This is a genomic window from Mucilaginibacter dorajii (genome assembly GCF_024808255.1).
GTDB lineage: Bacteria > Bacteroidota > Bacteroidia > Sphingobacteriales > Sphingobacteriaceae > Mucilaginibacter > Mucilaginibacter dorajii.
This window is the reverse complement of record NZ_JANTYS010000002.1, coordinates 241,586-261,240: the sequence shown is the minus strand read 5'-3', so window position 1 is coordinate 261,240 and position 19,655 is coordinate 241,586. Positions and strand designations below refer to the sequence as shown.

The 19,655-nt window shown below is 43.8% G+C and carries 15 protein-coding genes; 13 read left to right on the top strand and 2 right to left on the bottom strand.

What is annotated here, in order from left to right:
* The first annotated feature begins 30 nt into the window (after positions 1 to 30).
* From mraY to FHS10_RS03055, 9 genes are all read left to right on the top strand, one after another.
* Positions 31 to 1,275, top strand: coding sequence for a phospho-N-acetylmuramoyl-pentapeptide-transferase (mraY, locus tag FHS10_RS03095; RefSeq protein ID WP_259087581.1), 1,245 nt, complete (start codon positions 31 to 33; stop codon positions 1,273 to 1,275).
* Positions 1,276 to 1,362: 87 nt separating this feature from the next.
* Positions 1,363 to 2,754, top strand: coding sequence for a UDP-N-acetylmuramoyl-L-alanine--D-glutamate ligase (murD, locus tag FHS10_RS03090; protein WP_259087580.1), 1,392 nt, complete (start codon positions 1,363 to 1,365; stop codon positions 2,752 to 2,754).
* Between the two features lie 89 nt (positions 2,755 to 2,843).
* A complete protein-coding gene (locus FHS10_RS03085) occupies positions 2,844 to 3,992 on the top strand; it encodes an FtsW/RodA/SpoVE family cell cycle protein (RefSeq protein ID WP_259087579.1) in 1,149 nt (382 codons plus the stop codon).
* 68 nt (positions 3,993 to 4,060) lie between these two features.
* Entirely contained in the window at positions 4,061 to 5,203 is a 1,143-nt protein-coding gene (gene murG, locus FHS10_RS03080) for an undecaprenyldiphospho-muramoylpentapeptide beta-N-acetylglucosaminyltransferase (protein ID WP_259087975.1), read from the top strand.
* A gap of 53 nt (positions 5,204 to 5,256) precedes the next feature.
* Positions 5,257 to 6,612 (top strand): UDP-N-acetylmuramate--L-alanine ligase, encoded by a 1,356-nt coding sequence (murC, locus tag FHS10_RS03075; protein WP_259087578.1) that lies wholly within the window; start codon positions 5,257 to 5,259, stop codon positions 6,610 to 6,612.
* Entirely contained in the window at positions 6,605 to 7,465 is an 861-nt protein-coding gene (locus tag FHS10_RS03070; RefSeq protein ID WP_259087577.1) for a cell division protein FtsQ/DivIB, read from the top strand. The genes murC and FHS10_RS03070 overlap by 8 nt, the downstream gene beginning before the upstream one ends.
* 1 nt (position 7,466) lies before the next feature.
* A complete protein-coding gene (ftsA, locus tag FHS10_RS03065) occupies positions 7,467 to 8,810 on the top strand; it encodes a cell division protein FtsA (RefSeq protein WP_259087576.1) in 1,344 nt (447 codons plus the stop codon).
* 127 nt (positions 8,811 to 8,937) lie between these two features.
* Positions 8,938 to 10,563 (top strand): cell division protein FtsZ, encoded by a 1,626-nt coding sequence (ftsZ, locus tag FHS10_RS03060; RefSeq protein ID WP_259087575.1) that lies wholly within the window; start codon positions 8,938 to 8,940, stop codon positions 10,561 to 10,563.
* 248 nt (positions 10,564 to 10,811) lie between these two features.
* Positions 10,812 to 12,059 carry an aminotransferase class I/II-fold pyridoxal phosphate-dependent enzyme gene (locus FHS10_RS03055; protein WP_259087574.1) on the top strand — a complete coding sequence of 416 codons (1,248 nt, stop codon included), beginning with the start codon at positions 10,812 to 10,814 and terminating at the stop codon, positions 12,057 to 12,059.
* A 294-nt stretch (positions 12,060 to 12,353) separates the two neighbouring features.
* On the opposite strand, the gene FHS10_RS03050 is transcribed toward FHS10_RS03055, so the two are convergent.
* Positions 12,354 to 12,977 (bottom strand): LysE family transporter, encoded by a 624-nt coding sequence (locus FHS10_RS03050; protein ID WP_259087573.1) that lies wholly within the window; start codon positions 12,975 to 12,977, stop codon positions 12,354 to 12,356.
* Positions 12,978 to 13,244: 267 nt separating this feature from the next.
* Between FHS10_RS03050 and FHS10_RS03045 the strand changes: the two genes are divergently transcribed.
* On the top strand, positions 13,245 to 14,171 hold the full coding sequence (locus FHS10_RS03045) for a cobalamin-binding protein (RefSeq protein WP_259087572.1): 927 nt from the start codon (positions 13,245 to 13,247) through the stop codon (positions 14,169 to 14,171).
* Between the two features lie 263 nt (positions 14,172 to 14,434).
* Complete coding sequence (locus tag FHS10_RS03040) at positions 14,435 to 17,011, top strand: family 20 glycosylhydrolase (protein WP_259087571.1); 2,577 nt, start codon at positions 14,435 to 14,437, stop codon at positions 17,009 to 17,011.
* A 269-nt stretch (positions 17,012 to 17,280) separates the two neighbouring features.
* On the opposite strand, the gene FHS10_RS03035 is transcribed toward FHS10_RS03040, so the two are convergent.
* Positions 17,281 to 18,282 (bottom strand): DUF8457 domain-containing protein, encoded by a 1,002-nt coding sequence (locus tag FHS10_RS03035; protein WP_259087570.1) that lies wholly within the window; start codon positions 18,280 to 18,282, stop codon positions 17,281 to 17,283.
* Positions 18,283 to 18,465: 183 nt separating this feature from the next.
* On the opposite strand from FHS10_RS03035, the gene FHS10_RS03030 reads away from it, so the two are divergent.
* Both FHS10_RS03030 and FHS10_RS03025 read left to right on the top strand, forming a co-directional pair.
* Complete coding sequence (locus FHS10_RS03030) at positions 18,466 to 19,038, top strand: thymidine kinase (RefSeq protein ID WP_259087569.1); 573 nt, start codon at positions 18,466 to 18,468, stop codon at positions 19,036 to 19,038.
* A 169-nt stretch (positions 19,039 to 19,207) separates the two neighbouring features.
* The gene (locus tag FHS10_RS03025; protein ID WP_259087568.1) at positions 19,208 to 19,582 is read left to right on the top strand and encodes a response regulator; all 375 of its coding nucleotides are present in this window, start codon (positions 19,208 to 19,210) and stop codon (positions 19,580 to 19,582) included.
* Positions 19,583 to 19,655: the final 73 nt, after the last annotated feature.

Here is a 19,655-nt window from a genome sequence, read left to right as displayed (position 1 = left end):
AATCTGCATATCTGCACATCAAGTAAGAAGATGTTATACTATCTGTTTAATTATTTAAATAAAAACTACAGCATACCGGGGTTAGGGGTGTTTCAGTACATCACGTTCCGTACGGCTTTGGCTGTGATAACATCGCTGTTGGTTACTACGGTGTACGGTCGCCGGTTAATTGATTACCTGCGCTTTAAGCAGGTGGGCGAAACGGTAAGGAACTTAGGCCTTGAAGGGCAGATGCAGAAATCTGGTACACCTACTATGGGTGGTTTGATCATTTTGCTGGGCATCCTGGTACCCACATTGTTATTTGCCAAGCTGGGTAACATTTATATCATTTTGATGATTGTAACCACCGTTTGGTTGGGCGCTATTGGCTTTTTGGATGACTATATTAAGGTATTCAGAAAGAACAAAGAGGGCCTTGCAGGCAGATTTAAGATTGTGGGGCAGGTTGGCTTGGCGCTGATAGTTGGCTGGACAATGTATTTCAATACTAATATTGTGATCAGGCAGGAAGTGAAACTTCCTGTAAAGGCCGATGTTCCTGTTGATTTTCACCTTAATAAAAGGAATGTACCTGTATACACGCAGGATATACACTCTACCAAAACCACCATGCCGTTTTACAAAAACAATGAGTTTGATTACGGCAAGGTGTTAAAGTTTATTGGTCCGGGTTATGAGTATTACGCGTTGGTGGTGTTCCTGTTTTTTGTGATCATCATTATCACTTTTATCTCCAATGGTGCAAATATAACGGACGGCATAGATGGACTGGCAACAGGTACCTCGGCCATTATCGGTATTACGCTTATTATACTGGCCTATGTATCAGGTAACATCGAGATAGCAGATTATCTCAATATTATGTTCATCCCCAACTCGGGCGAGCTGGTGATTTTCGCCGGCGCCTTTGTGGGCGCTTGTGTAGGCTTTTTATGGTATAACTCGTACCCGGCGCAGGTATTTATGGGCGATACAGGTAGTTTGGCCATCGGTGGTATCATAGCGGTTTTTGCTATCGTGATTCGTAAGGAATTATTGCTGCCGGTACTATGCGGCGTGTTCGTGATCGAGAATGTATCTGTGATTATGCAGGTGGGTTGGTTTAAGTATACCAAGAAGAAATTTGGCGAAGGCCGGCGCGTATTCTTAATGGCACCGTTGCATCACCATTATCAAAAGAAAGGTTTTCACGAAGCCAAGATCGTAACCCGCTTTTGGATCATCGGGATCCTGCTGGCGATCATTACGATCATAACGTTGAAGCTGAGGTAGGAGGCCCCCTAACCCCCTAAAGGGGGAACAAATAGTGGATATAGATAAAGTAATAAAGAATAAGGACAAAAGATTACAAAAAAGACGATGAACGAGAACAACAATATACCCAATCAAAAGCTCCCCCTTCAGGGGGCGGGGGGGGCTTTGCCTCTTGTTGTGCTTGGTGCCGGCGAAAGTGGGGTTGGGGCGGCATACCTGGCCCAACAGCAGGGGTACGATGTTTTTGTGTCGGATTTTGGGGCTATCGCTGATAAATACAAACAACAACTTCAGGACTGGAATATCAGCTTTGAAGAGAAACAACATACAGAAAAATTGATCCTGAACGCGGTTGAGGTGATCAAAAGCCCGGGCATTTCCGATAAGGCTCCGATCATCAAAAAACTGAAGGAAAAGGGTATCCCGGTGATCTCGGAGATAGAGTTTGCGGGCAGGTATTGCGATGCGAAGATCATTGGCATAACCGGGTCAAACGGTAAAACTACCACCAGCAGCTTAACCTATCACATTTTAAAAAATGCCGGGTTAAATGTTGGCCTGGCCGGTAACATTGGTAAAAGCTTTGCTTACCAGGTAGCTACCGAAAAGTTTGATCTGTACGTGTTGGAGCTAAGCAGCTTCATGCTTGATGATATGTTTAAGTTTAAGGTTGATATAGCGGTACTGCTCAACATCACCCCCGATCACTTAGACAGGTACGACTATAAGCTGGAAAATTACGCGGCATCCAAATTCAGGGTTACGCAGAACCAGACGGCAGCCGACTACTTCATTTACTGCGCCGACGATCCCGAAACCATCAAAGGAATGACAGATAGGACGTTTGCAGCACAACTGTTGCCCTTTACCATTGAAACTAAGATTGAACCGGGAGCATATCTCGAAAACGACAATATTGTCATTAACATCACACAAGAGCATTTTACAATGTCAATTCAAGAACTGGCCCTGCAGGGCAAGCACAACATTTACAACTCCATGGCTTCGGGTATTGTAGCAAGGGTGCTGGAGTTGCGCGAAGGAACGATCAAAGAGAGCATGGGCAACTTTAAAGCCATTGAGCACAGGCTTGAGTTTGTGGCCAATATCTCGGGCATCCGGTTCATTAACGATTCAAAAGCTACCAATGTTAACTCAACCTGGTACGCCCTGGAGAGCATGAGCGGCGAAGTAGTGTTGATATTGGGTGGTGTTGATAAAGGCAACGACTACGGCATGCTTAAGGAGCTTGTAAGGAAAAAAGTAAAAGCGATAGTTTGCCTTGGTAAAGACAACAAGCGTATCCATGATGCTTTTGAAGATGATGTGGATGTAATTGTAAACACGTTCTCGGCCCAGGAAGCAGCCCAGATCGCGTTTCACCTGGCCGAAAAAGGCGATACAGTACTATTATCACCCGCCTGCGCCAGTTTCGACTTGTTCAAAAATTACGAAGACAGAGGCGATCAGTTTAAAGCAGCGGTGAGAGAATTATAAGAGATTTGAAAATTTGAGTATTTGAAGATTTGAAAATGGATCGTGAATCGGTGAAATCAATCTAAAAATCAGAGTAATCATAAAACAAAATGCATAGGATATTAAACAACACAAAAGGCGACCGGTGGATATGGCTTATAGTCATATTGCTTTCTGTTATATCCTTGCTGGCGGTATACAGTTCAACAGGTACGCTGGCTTATAAGCGTGGCGTAGGGGTCGAGTCGATATTGATGAAACACCTGGCCATGATGGTAGGCGGCTTAATGCTGATGTATATTTCGCACAAGCTGGATTACCGGTACTATGCTGGTCTGTCAAAAATTATGATGATTGTTACCATACCGCTGTTGGTGTACACACTGGTATTTGGTAGCCATATTAATAATGCAAGTCGTTGGATTAGTATCCCGGTTATCGGCTTAAGTTTCCAAACATCCGATTTGGCCAAACTGGCTTTGATCACTTACCTGGCGCGCACTTTATCGCGCAAGCAGGAAAATATCAAGGATGTAAAGGAATCGTTTTTGCCAATCATGGGTTCGGTTTGTGTGGTGTTTATTTTGATCGCGTTAGCCAACTTATCAACCGCGTTGATGCTGTTTGGGGTAAGTATTTTGTTATTGATCATCGGCCGTATAAGCATTAAGCAAATTGCCATTGTGTGCGCGGCCGGTTTCATATTGTTAATGGGGGTAATATTTTTAGGGCCCAGGAGGCATACGTATGTATCACGTGTACAAACGTTCCTGCACCCCGATTCAACCAAAACAGATAAATCATTCCAGGCCGATCATGCCAAGATTGCCATAGCCAGTGGCGGCCTTTTTGGTAAGGGTCCCGGTAATAGCACCGAAAGAAATTTCTTGCCGGAGTCGTACTCCGATGAGATCTATGCCATCATCATCGAAGAGTATGGTTTGGTAGGCGGTTTCGCGCTGATAGGTATTTACCTGTTTTTGCTGTATCGCTGCATAAAAATAGTAACCAAAGCGCCAAAAGCGTTTGGCGCATTACTGGCCTGCGGCTTAAGTTTTAGCCTGGCTATACAAGCCTTTGCCAATATGGCTGTAGCCGTAGGGCTTGGCCCGGTAACCGGTGTGCCGCTGCCGTTTGTAAGCATGGGTGGTACATCTATATTATTTACAAGTGTGGCTTTCGGTATCATACTATCGGTGAGCCGGGATATAGAGGAACCGAAAAAAGTAGTTGTAGGGGAGATAAGTGTAGCCCCCTAACCCCCTAAAGGGGGAACAGAAAATAAATAGTTCGAATAAAATAGGAAATGAAAGACAGTAGCAGGAATATGAAAGAAGCCAATCAAAAGCTCCCCCTTCAGGGGGCGGGGGGGGCTCGTATTATCATAAGCGGAGGCGGAACGGGTGGGCACATCTTCCCGGCTATTGCTATTGCCAATGCTTTGAAGGCTATTGATCCTAAAACCGAGATCCTTTTTGTTGGTGCATTAGGCCGTATGGAAATGGAAAAAGTTCCGGCGGCCGGGTACAAGATCATCGGGTTAGATATTCGGGGAATTCAGCGCGATTCTGTTTGGAAAAACGTGATGTTCCCGGTTAAACTGGTTAACAGTGTGCGCAAGGCCCTGCAAATTATAAAAGATTTTAAACCCGATGCCGCGGTGGGCGTTGGTGGGTATGCTTCTGGTCCGCTGTTGTATGCGGCATCCATGAAAAAGATCCCGTACCTCATCCAGGAGCAAAATTCCTATGCAGGTATCACCAATAAATGGCTGGGTAAAGGCGCCAAAAAGATCTGTGTTGCCTTTGATAATATGGAGCAGTTTTTCCCTGCCGGTAAGATCATTAAAACAGGAAACCCTATCCGTAAGGATGCGGTGAACATTGCCGGCAAGCACATGCAGGCGCTGGAGCTATTTAAGCTATCAACGTTTAAAAAAACCATCCTGATAACAGGTGGCAGCCTTGGTGCCCGTACTTTGAATAACAGCATTATGGCTGGTTTAGATAAGCTGATAGCGGCCGATGTGCAGGTGATATGGCAAACCGGCAAGTTTTATTATAAAGGAATTATTGAAAAACTGGGCGAAGACCATCACCCGGATATTAAAATAAGGGAGTTTTTAACCCGTATGGATCTGGCCTACGCTGCCGCCGATATCATCATATCAAGAGCGGGCGCGGGCACCATTGCCGAGTTATGTATGGTTAAAAAGCCGGTGATCCTGGTACCATCGCCAAACGTGGCCGAAGATCATCAAACCAAAAATGCCCTGGCATTGGTACAGGAAGACGCGGCCGTTTTTGTAGCCGATAGGGATGCCGAAGCCAAACTGGTTGATAGGGCGCTTGAATTATTAGAAGATAAACATTTACAAAAAAAGCTAAGCACCAATATTGGTAAAATGGCCATGCCAAATGCCGATGAAGTGATAGCTAAAGAACTTTTACAAATAACAGTTAACAATTAAAGTTATGGCCCTCCTTCTCCCAAAAGGGGAGGGCCTTTTTTAAAAACATTACAATGGAACTACGCAACATACAAAGGGTTTACCTGGTGGGTATAGGCGGCATCGGGATGAGCGGCCTGGCCCGTTATTTCCATCATTTGGGCTGTATTGTTTGCGGTTACGATAAAACGGTGACGGATTTAACCAACGATTTACATAACGAAGGCATCCAGATCTGTTTTGAGGATAATGCCGATTGTATTCCATTGAGCTTTCAAAAGCCAAGCAGCGATACGCTTATTATTTATACTCCGGCCATCCCTAAGGATTCGGCCGTATTAAGCTATTTCAAAAACCATAGTTTCGAGTTGTTTAAACGTTCGCAGGTTTTAGGTTTAATCAGCAAAAGCTCATTTACTATAGCTGTAGCGGGTACGCACGGTAAAACTACCACTTCAACCATGGTAGCACATTTGCTAAAGGCATCGGGTAACGATTGCTCGGCATTTTTGGGTGGTATTTCATCCAATTACCAAAGCAATGTGTTATACGGCAAAAATAAGGTAATGGTGGTTGAAGCCGATGAGTACGACCGTTCGTTTTTAACCTTATTCCCGGATGTGGCCATCATCACTTCAATGGATGCCGACCATCTGGATATTTATGGTGATCATGAGCATTTAACAGAATCGTTTAAGCTGTTTGCTTCGCAGATCAAAAGTGGCGGCACGCTGGTACATAAAAAAGGCCTGCCTTTAGATACCGGTTATACCTATGCGCTTGAAGATGCAACCGCCGATGCGCACGCGGCAAACATACGTATTGAGGGTGGCGATTTTTATTTCGACTTTATCAATGCCGATTTGAGTATCCTCGATATCAGGATGGGGATTGCCGGTATGCATAATATCGAGAACGCGGTTGCCGCTATCGAAGCTGTTTTACGCCTGGATATCCCTGCCGAATCAATCAAGGATGCACTGGGCTCGTTCCGGGGTGTTAAACGCAGGTTTGAATATATTGTAAAAACGCCGGAGCATATTTATATAGACGATTACGCACATCACCCCGAAGAATTGCGGGCAGCTATATCATCGGTAAAAAGATTATATCCCGATAAAAAGTTGACGGCTATTTTTCAGCCACACTTGTACACCCGCACCCGTGATTTTGCCGATGGCTTTGCCGAGGTGCTGGATATGGTGGATGAACTGATACTGCTGGATATTTATCCGGCCCGTGAGTTGCCTATTGAAGGTGTAACGTCGGCCATGTTGTTGGGTAAAATGCAGCTGCAAAACAAACGGATACTAAGCAAGCAGGAAACGCTTGAAGCGGTTAAAAATGAACAGCCCGAATTGCTGTTAACCGTGGGCGCAGGTGATATTGATACATTGGTACACCCTTTAAAAGGAGTATTACATGGATAAAAAACTCATATGGAAGCGCCTGCTTACAGGTGGTGCCTGGGTAATATGCCTGGGTGGCCTGGTGGTGCTTATGAGTTTTATCGAAAGCAAAAAAGCTTCAGTGCTGTGTACCGCGGTAAAAGTAAATATCCCCGGTAACCAGTATTTTATAGATAAACAGGAGGTTGACCAGATTTTGCAAACCAACAGCCATACGCTGATTGGCCGCAAACTGGAAAACATAAATATCCAGGATCTGGAAAACAAACTGAAGGCAAATCCATTTATTGAGTTTGCCAAAGTATATACCGAAATGGATGGCATTTTAAGGGTAGAAGTTAGTCAGCGCCAGCCGATATTAAGGGTAATGAACCATTATGATATGGATTTTTATATCGATCAGCATGGTTTAAAAATTCCGCTATCGTCAAACTTTACCGCAAGGGTATTGGTGGCTAATGGGTACATAGATGAATTGTTTACCAACCATGTAGATTCATTGCATACCCAACTGGCAAAAGACCTGTACAAAACGGCCGACTATATCCGTAAGGACTCATTATGGGACGCGCAGATAGCACAGATCTATGTAAATGTAGATAGGGAAATAGAACTGATCCCAAGGGTGGGCAGCCAGCGTATTTTGATAGGTAATGCCGATTCGCTGAACGTGAAATTAAGAAACCTGGTAGCATTTTATAAACAGGTGCTGCCGCAGGTAGGCTGGGATAAATACAGCAAAATAAATATTAAATATACCAACCAGGTCATCGGTATAAAAAATCAATTGACCAAGGCAGATTCGGCCAAAGCAAAAGCGCTGAGGTTAGATTCGCTTAAAATGAAAAAGGATACATCTCAAATAAAAATGTAATATGGACAAAAGCTCAACTCAAGAAAAAAGTTCACCAATTGTAGTAGGATTGGATATCGGGACTACAAAAATATGCGTCATTGTGGGTCGCAGGAGCAAGAATGGGAAGATTGAGGTATTAGGAATTGGTAAAGCCGAATCCGCGGGCGTAACGCGCGGCATGGTGTCAAATATAGATAAAACCGTACAGGGTATTGCCCAGGCAGTTGAAATTGCCGGCGCGCAATCAAATGTGGATATAAAGGTAGTGTTTGTTGGTATTGCCGGTCAGCACATCAAAAGCTTGCAGCACCGTGGCTTAATAACCCGCAGGGATCTGCAATCAGAGATCAGTCGTAAGGATATCGATAAACTGATTGAGGATATGTACAACCTGGTAATGCCTCCGGGCGAGGATATCATCCATGTATTACCGCAGGAATTTACGGTAGATAATGAGCCGGGAATTAAAGATCCTATTGGTATGGCAGGCGTGCGTTTAGAAGCCAACTTTCATATCATATCGGGCCAGGTTACCGCTATTAAAAACATTGTAAAATGTGTTAACAAAGCTGGCTTAGACAGCCAGGACCTGATCCTGGAGCCGCTTGCATCTTCTGAATCTGTTTTGAGCGAAGAGGAAAAAGAAGCAGGAGTAGTGTTGGTTGATATTGGTGGTGGTACTACAGATGTGGCCATATTCCACGAAGGTATCATTCGCCATACCGCGGTTATCCCGTTTGGTGGTAACAGCGTAACCGAGGATATCCGCGAAGGCTGTTCAGTAATGCGCAACATTGCCGAGCAATTGAAAGTGAGGTTTGGATCGGCCCTGGCAGATGAAAATAAAGAAAACGAGATAGTTTGTGTACCGGGCTTACGTGGCCGCGAACCAAAGGAAATCAGCGTTAAAAACCTGGCATACGTTATACAGGCCCGTATGGAAGAGATTGTTGAGCATGTATACTATGAGATCAAATCATCCGGCTACGAGAAAAAACTGATTGCCGGTATAGTAATTACAGGTGGTGGCGCGCAGTTAAAACACCTGCGCCAATTGGTTGAATTTGTAACCGGGTTAGATTGCCGCGTGGGTTACCCAACCGAGCATTTGGCAAAAAACGAGGTGTTGCCTAAAAACATTTACGAAGAGCTGCAAAGCCCAACGTTTGCCACCGGTATTGGCTTGCTGATAAAAGGGATCCAAAAAACAGAATACATGAATGCGGATATCCCGGCAGCTACCAAAATTGAGAAGCCCAAGTTTGAGGGCAAAGGTAAAGAGGGTGGTTTGTTTGATAGGTTGTTAAAGAAAAGTATCACTTTTATTAAGGATGATATAAACGACGAGGACTTTTTGAAATAATTATACACAATAGTTAAGGTTTTCCACATTGTAGACATTTGTGGAAAACTATTGTGGAAAAAGCCCTATTATTACGATGGTTAAATCTAAATGTTGGTAAAATCACATATAGCTGAAAACGAAGATTATGCAGTTTGAGATGTTAAAAGAAAAATCGTCAATCATCAAAGTAATTGGTGTTGGCGGTGGTGGTGGTAACGCCGTAAACCATATGTACAGGCAGGGAATTACCGGTGTGGACTTTATAATTTGTAACACCGATGCCCAGGCATTAGAGCTTAGCCCTATACCTAATAAGGTACAATTGGGTGCCAGCCTTACCGAAGGGATGGGTGCAGGTTCGATACCCGAAGTTGGAAAAAACTCTGCAATTGAAAATATCGACGATATTAAACAGATGCTTGGTGTTAACACCAAAATGCTGTTTATTACCGCGGGCATGGGTGGTGGTACCGGTACAGGCGCAAGCCCTATTATTGCCAAAGCCGCCCGCGAAATGGATATACTAACGGTAGGTATTATTACTACGCCTTTCTCTTTTGAAGGTAAGCGTCGTAAAATGCAGGCCGATGCCGGTATGGAAGAATTGAAAAAATATGTCGATTCGTTTCTGGTGATCTCAAACGATAGGTTACGCCAGATTTTTGGTAACCTAACCATGAGTTCGGCATTTGGCCAGGCCGATGATATATTAACTACAGCTGCCAAAGGCATTGCCGAGATCATAACCTTACCGGGCTATATCAACGTTGACTTTAAGGACGTGCGCACAGTAATGAAAGACAGTGGCGTATGTATTATGGGCAGCAGCACTGCCGAAGGTGAAGGTCGCGCTTTAAAAGCTGTGGAAGGTGCTTTATCATCGCCGTTATTAAAAGATAACGAAATTGAGGGTGCACGTTACATATTGCTAAACATTAGCTCGGGCCTTAAAGAGGTTACTATGGATGAGGTGAGCATTATTACCGATTACATACAGGAAGAAGCCGGTTTGGCCGCCGACCTGATTTGGGGTAATTGTGTTGACGAAAATTTAGAAGATAAATTATCAGTAACCATCATCGCTACCGGTTTCCAAACCAAGGATGAGCGCGAACTGGAAAACAGCAACAAAAAGATCGTATCGATGCTGGTTCCTGAAAACGCGCCATTGGTAAAACCGGTGGTTAATGAGTTTATTAATGCGGTTAAGGCCAATGCGCCTGCGCAGCCATATATTAAACACCAGAAAGAAGAGCCAAAACAAACTGGTCTTTTTGATATGTTTGGCGGCAGTGTTACCGGAGAAAAGGAAGAAGCCGTAGTAAGGTTTAACCTGCACGAAGAAGAACAGGAAGAAGAACAAAGCGAGCCGGATATGGCAGGCTTCACTTTTAAAATGAGTGAGCCCGAAACTTATGCTGCCCCGGTACAGGAGCCACGCAAGCCAGAACCTATCCCCGCGCCGGAACCTGAACCAGAGCCTGTTGCTTTGGCTGGTGCCGATGATCATAAAACAAATGAATCGATAGAGGAGCAGCTGAAGAAATCGCGTGAGCGGATCATGCGTTTAAAAGATCTGAGTATGAAACTGCGTACCGGCAACATCCAGGAATTGGAAAATGTACCTGCCTACAAACGCAAGGAAGTGGCACTGCAGGATACCCCAAAATCTGACGAAAGCGCCATCTCCCGTTTCAGCCTGATGCCCGATAACGAAGGCAACACCGAAATAAGAAGAAACAACTCGTTTTTGCATGATAATGCGGATTAGTATCAAGTAGTAAGTATCAAGTATCAAGATAAAAAGGCAAAGCCGTTATAAGTAACTTACCATTCTTATAGCGGCTTTTTCTGTTGTAAAAGTCCCAATTCCATCGGCAAAAAAAGTCTTACTACTTGATACTTACTACTTGATACTATTCCTCAAGTTATAACCTATTCTAAAAAGTTATAGCTATTGTGATAAGCTGTAAATACGGCTATATTTGTACTTTATTAACTTTTAAACGGTAAATTATTTTGGATTTATTTGATAAAATAACAAAAAGCTTAGGTGGGCCATTGGGGCAGCACCAAAAATGGTCACATGGTTATTTTTCATTTCCTAAACTGGAAGGGGAAATTGGGCCGCACATGCAGTTCAATGGGAAAGAGCATTTGGTTTGGAGCCTTAATAATTACCTGGGTTTAGCCAATCATCCCGTAGTAAGGGAGGCCGATGCTAAAGCCGCTGCAGATTATGGTATGGCTTACCCGATGGGTGCCCGTATGATGTCTGGTAACTCTATCCACCACGAAGAACTTGAAAACAACCTGGCTGCCTTTGTAGGCAAACAAGCCGCGTTTTTACTAAACTACGGTTACCAGGGTATGGTATCCATTATAGATTCATTGGTTGATCGTAACGATGTTATAGTTTACGACGCCGAATCACATGCCTGTATTATTGACGGGGTTCGTTTACATATGGGTAAACGCTTTGTTTACCAGCATAACGATATTGAAAGCTGCAAAAAACAGCTGGAACGCGCTACCAAATTAACCGAACAAACCGGCGGTGGTATCTTGCTGATCACCGAAGGTGTTTTTGGCATGTCGGGAGCACAGGGTAAGCTAAAAGAGATTGTTGACCTTAAAAAGGATTTCAACTTCCGTTTATTGGTTGATGACGCGCATGGCTTCGGTACCATGGGTAAAACCGGTGCCGGTACACATGAAGAACAGGATGTTATTGATGGCGTAGATGTATATTTTGCCACCTTTGCCAAATCAATGGCGGGTATAGGCGCTTTTGTTGCCGCCGATGAGCAGATAGTACACTTTTTGCGCTACAATATGCGTTCGCAAACATTTGCGAAAGCTTTACCAATGCCGATGGTATTGGGTTTGAAAAAACGCTTTGAACTGTTGGTGTCGCAACCAGAACTGCGTGAAAAATTGTGGCTGATCTCATCAACCTTACAAAAAGGTTTAAGGGAACGCGGGTTTAATTTAGGTGTTACCGATACCATGGTTACCCCTGTATTTTTAGAGGGTGACCTTTACGAAGCCACCAGCTTAACCCGCGACCTGCGCGAAAACTACGGCATCTTCTGTTCTATTGTGATTTACCCGGTTATCCCTAAAGGCTTAATCTTATTAAGGTTGATCCCAACTGCTATGCACTCATTAGAAGATGTACAACGCACCCTTGATGCCTACACCGCCATGGGCGAAAAACTGAAAGCGGGCTACTACAAAGAAAATAAACTGGAAGTAGCGGTTTAGATGTGCAGATTTCAGATGTGCAGATTTTAAATTATAAAAGTAAAAAGGCCTCAATTGAGGCCTTTTTACTTTTTATATTAGCCAGGCACTTGCTCGTATCTATCCAGACAAATACACCATGTCATTGCGAGGAACGAAGCAATCGCGAACTATGCAGATTTGCCCTGTAGAGCATGAGATTGCTTCATTTCTCGCAATGACATAGCTTTATATTGCCATTGCAGCTTTTACAATTCGCAATAAGGTTAACATTCATCTGCACATTTGAAATCTGCATACCTGCACATCAAAAAATCAGTGTTTAAAAAACGTAAGGTAAACCTGCTTAACAATGTGATAAGCCGCGAAAGCGAAAAACAGTATAGCGATACCGGTATTGATGACCCTGTTGCTCAGGGCGAATTTGTTTTGCATGTACCGGGCAAACCGGGCGTACAAAAACAGGCATAAGAAAGCGCCTGCGGCCGAGCCAATACTAAAGATCACCAGGGCTACTTTACCGGTAAGGATCCACTCGTGGGTAATCAGGTAGGTGCCGGTTATCATCCAGAATGGTACCTGCACCGGGTTTAAAAAGCCAAGCAAAATACCGTACTTAATACTGTCGTGCTCTGATTTGCGGGGCTCGGGTGGTTTTTTGCGGTTAATCCAGGTAATGGTTCCCATTACGCTAAATAACACAACCATTATCCAATCAATGATCACGCTTAGGTGCAGCTGACCAGATAGCCAGTCGGCCGCGTGCATAATAAAATAAGTAAAGAAAAATTCAACACATGAAAAAGCGATGATGAAGCGTAAAGCTTCTTTCATGCCGCGGTTTATAGTAAGCTGTAATAGTGCAAGGTTAATGTTGCCGGGTGGTATATAACCAATAAAGTTGGCTATAAGCCCGATGAAAAAGGTTAGAAATATCATTGGCGCAAAGATAGGTTGTTGATGTGCAAATTTCAAATGTGCAGATTTTAGATGTGCAGATATGCAGATTTTGGATGTCAGATTTCAGATTTTGCCTGAACCGCAATTAACCTGAACCGCGATTAAACAGATTGACGGATTTTTCTGATTTTTAAGTCAAATCCTGTTATTCCTTAAATCGTATAAATCCCGGTTCAGACAAAATCTGCATATTTGCACATCTGAAATTTAAAATCTGCATATTTGAAATCTGCACATCCGAATAACATGTCAACTCTTAAAATAGTTTCCCTGCTGCCATCCGCTACCGAAATCCTATGCGCCCTTGGGCTCGAAGATAATTTGGTTGGCCGCTCGCACGAGTGCGATTACCCCGAATCTGTGAAGCACCTGCCGGTTGGTACCGAAGCCAATTTCCCGGATGGGTTAAGCAGTGCCGATATCGACGTAAAAGTAAAAGAGATCCTGGCCGACGCTTTATCGGTATATACCGTAAAACGCGAAGTGATCAAAAGCCTGGCGCCCGATGTAGTGATCACCCAGGACCAATGCGAAGTTTGCGCCGTATCGTTAACCGATGTGGAACTGGCACTGGATAATTACCTGGATAAAAAAGCACAGATCATATCATTACGACCAAACAGTTTGCAGGATATCTTTGATGATATCAGCACCATAGCGAAAGCCCTGGATGCAGAAAAACCAGGGGAGGACTTACTGGAACTATTGAACGAGCGGGTTGATATCATTAAACACAAGCTCAAATTTGCCGATGATAAACCAACGGTAGCTTGTATTGAATGGCTGGAGCCGCTAATGATATCAGGCAATTGGGTACCGGGCTTGGTAGAGATTGCCGGCGGCACACCTATTTTGGCCAAACAAGGCGCGCATTCACCCTACGTAAGCTGGGAGGATATCCGCAAGCAAAACCCCGAAATTATAGTAGTAATGCCTTGTGGTTTTTCTATAGAGCGCACGCTTAAGGAAATGGACCTGCTGATGCAGCAACCCGGTTTTGCCGATCTTAAAGCGGTAAAAAATAACCGCCTGTATATTGCCGATGGCAATCAATACTTTAACCGTCCCGGTCCGCGTGTGGTTGATTCTATCGAAATTCTGGCCGAGATCATCCGCCCTAAGCAATTCGCCTTTGGTTATGAAGGTGAGGGGTGGATTAAGTTTGGGATTTAGGATTTTTGGACTGGCGGACTTTGGGACTGGCAGCGTATAAGACTATATGACTTTTGGCTGCTGTTGCGGTTTTGTTGCACTTTGTGAAATATGACAATTTGTAATTTGTTGATTTTTAGTTAGATGGTGTTTTTTTGCTGTTTCACTTGTTGCGCAACGCAACACTTTTTGATCTCAGGCCAACAATAATACTTCAACTTATTAAAATTATTTAAAAAGTTGTATATATTTACGTTTCCTATATTATCATAACACAAAATCACATGCGCAAAATTCTTACCTTGATGCTGGTTTCGGCATTTTTTATGAGCACTGCTTTTAAAACTGATCCCGTAAAATTTAGCCCCGCCGACCTGCACATCGCCTGGGAAGTAATGGATAATAACTACCAGGGTAAAAATGAAGCCTTAACTGCGCTGGTGATCACCAACAAGGGTAAGGAGGTTTTGCCTGCCGGCGGATGGAAGTTTTACTTCAACTCGGGCAGGGGTTTTACCGAAAACGCGGTGAGTGGTAATGCCAAAATAAACCAGGTAAATGGCGATTTGTATAGCATCAGCCCAACCAATGGTTTCAAGGATTTAAAACCCGGTGAATCGACCCGTATTGAATACGTAAACGATGACCCGGCTGTAAATGTAACCGATGCCCCCGAAGGTATTTACCTGGTATGGGACGCCAACCCGGAAAAAGGCTACAGCATCGGCTCGTTCAATATCACCCCGTATAAACCAACCTATCAGGGATTGATCACGCCGGAAATTGTATTTGACAGGAACAAAGTGGTAACCGATATCCCGGCAGATCAATTGCCGAAGATCTTCCCTACGCCGATGAGCTACGTTGAAAACACGGGCTCATTTATCCTGAATGAAAAAACAGTTATTGTTGCCGATGGAGATTTTACCAAAGAAGCCTCTTCGTTAGCCGAAAGCCTCAACAGCTTAACAGGCAAACCAGCTAAAGTTGTAGCGACAGCAACGGGCGCAAATATCTACCTAAAAAAAGTAAGCGGAGTAGGGGCAGAAGGTTATGAATTGAATGTAACGCCACAGGGTATCACCATTAAAGCATCTACCCCGATTGGTGCTTTTTATGGTATTCAATCACTAAAAAGCCTGGCACCGTTTGCTGCCTTAAATAAAAAAGAAAAATCTATCCAATTGCCTTGTGTTGCTGTAAAGGATGAGCCCCGTTTCCCGCACCGTGCGGTAATGCTTGATGTGGCCCGTAACTTTCAGCCTAAAAGCCAGGTGTTGAAACTGATTGAGGCGATGAGCATCTATAAGCTTAACGTACTGCACCTGCATTTAACCGACGATGAAGGCTGGAGGATAGAGATCCCATCACTGCCGGAATTAACTACAGTAGGTTCAAAACGCGGCCATACTCTAGATAGTAAACACAATTTGCCGGCCTCGCATGGTTCTGGTCCCGATGTAAATAATGCTACGGGTACTGGGTTTTATACCAAGGCAGAATATATAGAGATCCTGAAATATGCTAATGATCGCCATATTACGGTAATTCCTGAAATTGAGACTCCCGGCCATGCCCGTGCATCTATCAAAGCCATGGATGCTCGATATGACCACCTGATGGCCGAAGGCAAAAAAGAGGAAGCCGCCAAATATTTGCTGCGCGATCTGGATGATAAATCTGAGTACCGGTCGGTTCAGTATTGGAACGATAACGTGATCAACGTATCGGTACCGTCAACCTATACCTTTGTAGAAACTGTTGTTGATGATTTGATCAGCATTTATAAAGAAGCGAGTGCGCAGCTGCCAACCATACATTTTGGTGGCGATGAAGTGCCACCACACGTATGGGAAAAGTCACCTGCTTACCTGGCCTTAAAAGCTACTCACCCGGAGATTCAAAATACCGGCGACCTTTGGTATTACTTTTACGGTCGTGTTAACCAGATCCTGAAAGCAAAAGGTATTTACCTATCTGGATGGGAAGAAATGGCCCTTCGCAAAACCAAGCTTGATGGTAACGATACCTACGTACCCAACCCCGACCTGGCCGGCGAGCACCTGCATGCCGATGTTTGGAACAACGTATTAGGCGGCGCACAGGAAGATCTGGCCTACAAGCTGGCCAATGGCGGCTACAAGGTAGTACTTACCTGCGTTACCAACCTGTACTTTGATATGGCCAACTATAAATCATTTGATGAGCCGGGTTACTACTGGGGAGCGTTTTTAGGGATCGATAAATTTTACTCCTTTATCCCTTATGATTATTTTAAAAATGCCGATGTAGACCGGAACGGCGCACCGATAAATCAAAATATATTTTTAGGTAAGCAACGCCTTACTGATTACGGTAAAGGCAATATCATAGGCTTGCAAGGCGCGCTATGGGCCGAAACGGTAAAGAGTACCGAGCGCATGGATTACATGATTTTCCCGCGTTTACTGGGCCTTGCAGAGCGTACCTGGGCGCAGGACCCAACCTGGGCTACAGAAAAGGACGGGATAAAAGCCAAGCAGGATTATCAGCAAGCCTGGTCGGTATTTTTAAATGTATTGGGCAAACGTGAATTGCCAAGGCTTACCTACTTTAATGGCGGCTATAACTACCGTATCCCTAAACCGGGCATTAACCTGCAGGATGGTAAGTACTCATCAAACGTAGAGTTTCCGGGTTTAACCATCAGGTACACCACCAACGGTAATGATCCGGACACCAACAGCAAAATATACACAGGTCCGGTTGATTACAAAAGCGGCATTATCAAATTCCGCGCGTTTGACCCCAAAGGCAGGGGGGGCAATATAGCCACAGGAGGCGAGACTGCTGAAGGAAAGAAGCAGGGAGCTACCTTATAGGGGGCAATACTCCAATAATTAGCTATCAAAAGTACATCATGTCATTGCGAGTAACCATCAGGCGCAACTGAAAAAAATAGTGATGACGTTATTTATTGAATCGTCATTGCGAGGAACGAAGCAATCCCCAATAGGCAGGTGCGCTTGCAGATTAGGGGATTGCTTCGTCGTTCCTCCTCGCAATGACATAGTTTTATATTGTCATTTGCTATTCAAAATCCATTGATTTTCTATCCTGGATGACGTTATGCGTAATGCTTTACCACAAACTAAACAGTTGGGTATCTTCTTTTCAATAACGTATAAAACTTCTCGGTAGTTGCTGGTTTGCTCTCCCAGTTGTTTTTGGCAACATAGTTGGTTTTTAAAAAGCGTTCGGCTTCTTCAAAAGTGTTAAAGCGGTTCACTATTTCAATAGCTTCACTGTAGGCCAGGCTGTAGCCGTTAAACAGGTCTTTAATATAAAGCAGCTTATCGTTCAGGTTAATGGCCGATTTCAGGTCGGTTATAGGTAACACATTTGCCTGTGTAGTTGAACTATTTTCCTTTTCGGCCCTTTGTGCAAATAATTTTTGGTTAAACGTAAGCACCTTCTCGCCTTCGTCTTTCACCGGCTCGGCTTTAGGCACCATTGGCTTAAATAGCTCCGACTGGGCAGCTGGTTCAATTACCGGTTTTGCTTCGGCAACTACTACAGGCTCTGGTATTTCAATAACCGGGACTGGCTCAGTGGCCTCGTTCAATTCAATTACCTGTATTGGGGCTTCCTGCTCTTCCAGTTCAAAAGAATAAACGTCGTCAGAATTCGCCGTGCTAAGTTCAATTTCTGGTTGTGGTTCTTCTTCTATAGCCTCTGGCTCGGGTGCTTCCACTTTTACCGGGTTAAAGGGTACCTGTACAATTGACTCTGGCTCTGTGCTTAGTTGAAGTTTGGTTTCAACAACAGGCTTTTGCTGCACAACCGGTTCAAAAAAACGACGTTCGTGTATGGGCTCCGGTTTATTTGCGGGTTGTGGTATTATCGGTTTGGGTTTTTCAACAACGGGCTCAGGTATTACAACAGGCAGTTCCTGCTTTTCAATAACAGGGGTTTCGCGCTCGTGCATTTTACGGAGTATTTCGGCGTGATCTCTTAAAAATTGGGCGTTGGCTACAAAAAGCTCCAGTTCCAGTTCATTCAAATCGCTGCTTTCGGCTTTTAGGTAATCATATTGGTCATTAAGCTCTTGTAAAATACCACCGATCTTTTTAAATACATCCATTTGCTTCATGGCTTCAATGTTAGGAAAATGCTTACCAAAAATAGGATAAAATTCTGATATTTGACATCCCGTTAAGGTATGGGTTACTGTTTGGGTATACAATAAGCATAGTCCATTTTTTGTTTTTACCGGGGCTGCTTTAAATTAACAATTTAGAGTTTAGTATTTATCAGTTAGCATTTAATACAAAGAATGGTTTATCACGAGGATGTTTTCAGGCGTAAAAGTGAATCTGGCGGCAGTATTGAACTGGTTTGCGGATCAATGTTTTCGGGCAAAACTGAAGAGTTGATCAGGCGGCTTAACCGGGCCAGGATAGCTAAACTGAAAGTAGAGATCTTTAGTCCGAAATCAGATACCCGTTATGGAGAAGATGCTATTGTATCGCACAATGCAAACCGTTTTACCTCAACCCCGGTGGATAGTGCTTCTGCTATATTGTTATTGACAAATGACGCCCATGTGATCGGCATTGATGAAGCCCAGTTTTTTGATGATCAACTGCCCGAAGTTTGTACCATACTGGCCAATCGGGGGATCCGTGTAATTGTAGCCGGTTTAGATATGGATTTTAAAGGCCGCCCTTTTGGCCCCATGCCGGCCATTATGGCCATTGCCGAATCTGTTACCAAACTACATGCGGTTTGTGTACAATGTGGCAATCCGGCGCTATACTCGTACAGGCTGGTGCCCGATAATGCCCGTATCCTGTTAGGCGAAAAAGAGAGCTACGAACCCCGCTGCCGCATTTGCTATAATAGCTAATCATCTTTTCTGTAATATTTTACATTATCTGCTGCTTTTGCCAAAACAAAAGAGGGCTGCTTTGTTATTCTGTTATAAACGCAAGCACATAATTGACGGATAAATTATAGGTAAATTATGTAATTATTAATTAATATTTATTATATTCGTTTCGCACCGATAAATACCTATGGCCAAAAAAATTTTAGTGATCGAAGATGATAAGGACATCAGGGACACCATTGTTTATGTTCTGGAAGAGGAAAAGTACGAGGTAGTATCATCAGATAATGCCCGCATCCTAAAAAAGTTACATGAAATCAGCCCGGATTTGATCCTGTTGGATAACTGGCTTACCGATTGGAGCAGCGATGCCAGCGGGCAGGAAATTAGTCGCGGCCTCAAAAATAACCCGGCTACCAGCCATATCCCGGTAATTATCATATCAGCAGTAAATAATATTGAAGAGATCACAAAAGCAGGCAATGCCGATGGATACTTGAAGAAACCGTTCGATTTAACCGGACTCATTGCTATTGTAAAGAAACACGTGGTTGTAGAATAAGGATTTTTAGAGTAAGGACTTTTGGACAAAAGACAAAGGACTTTTAGAATAAGGATTTTTGAAACAAGGAGCA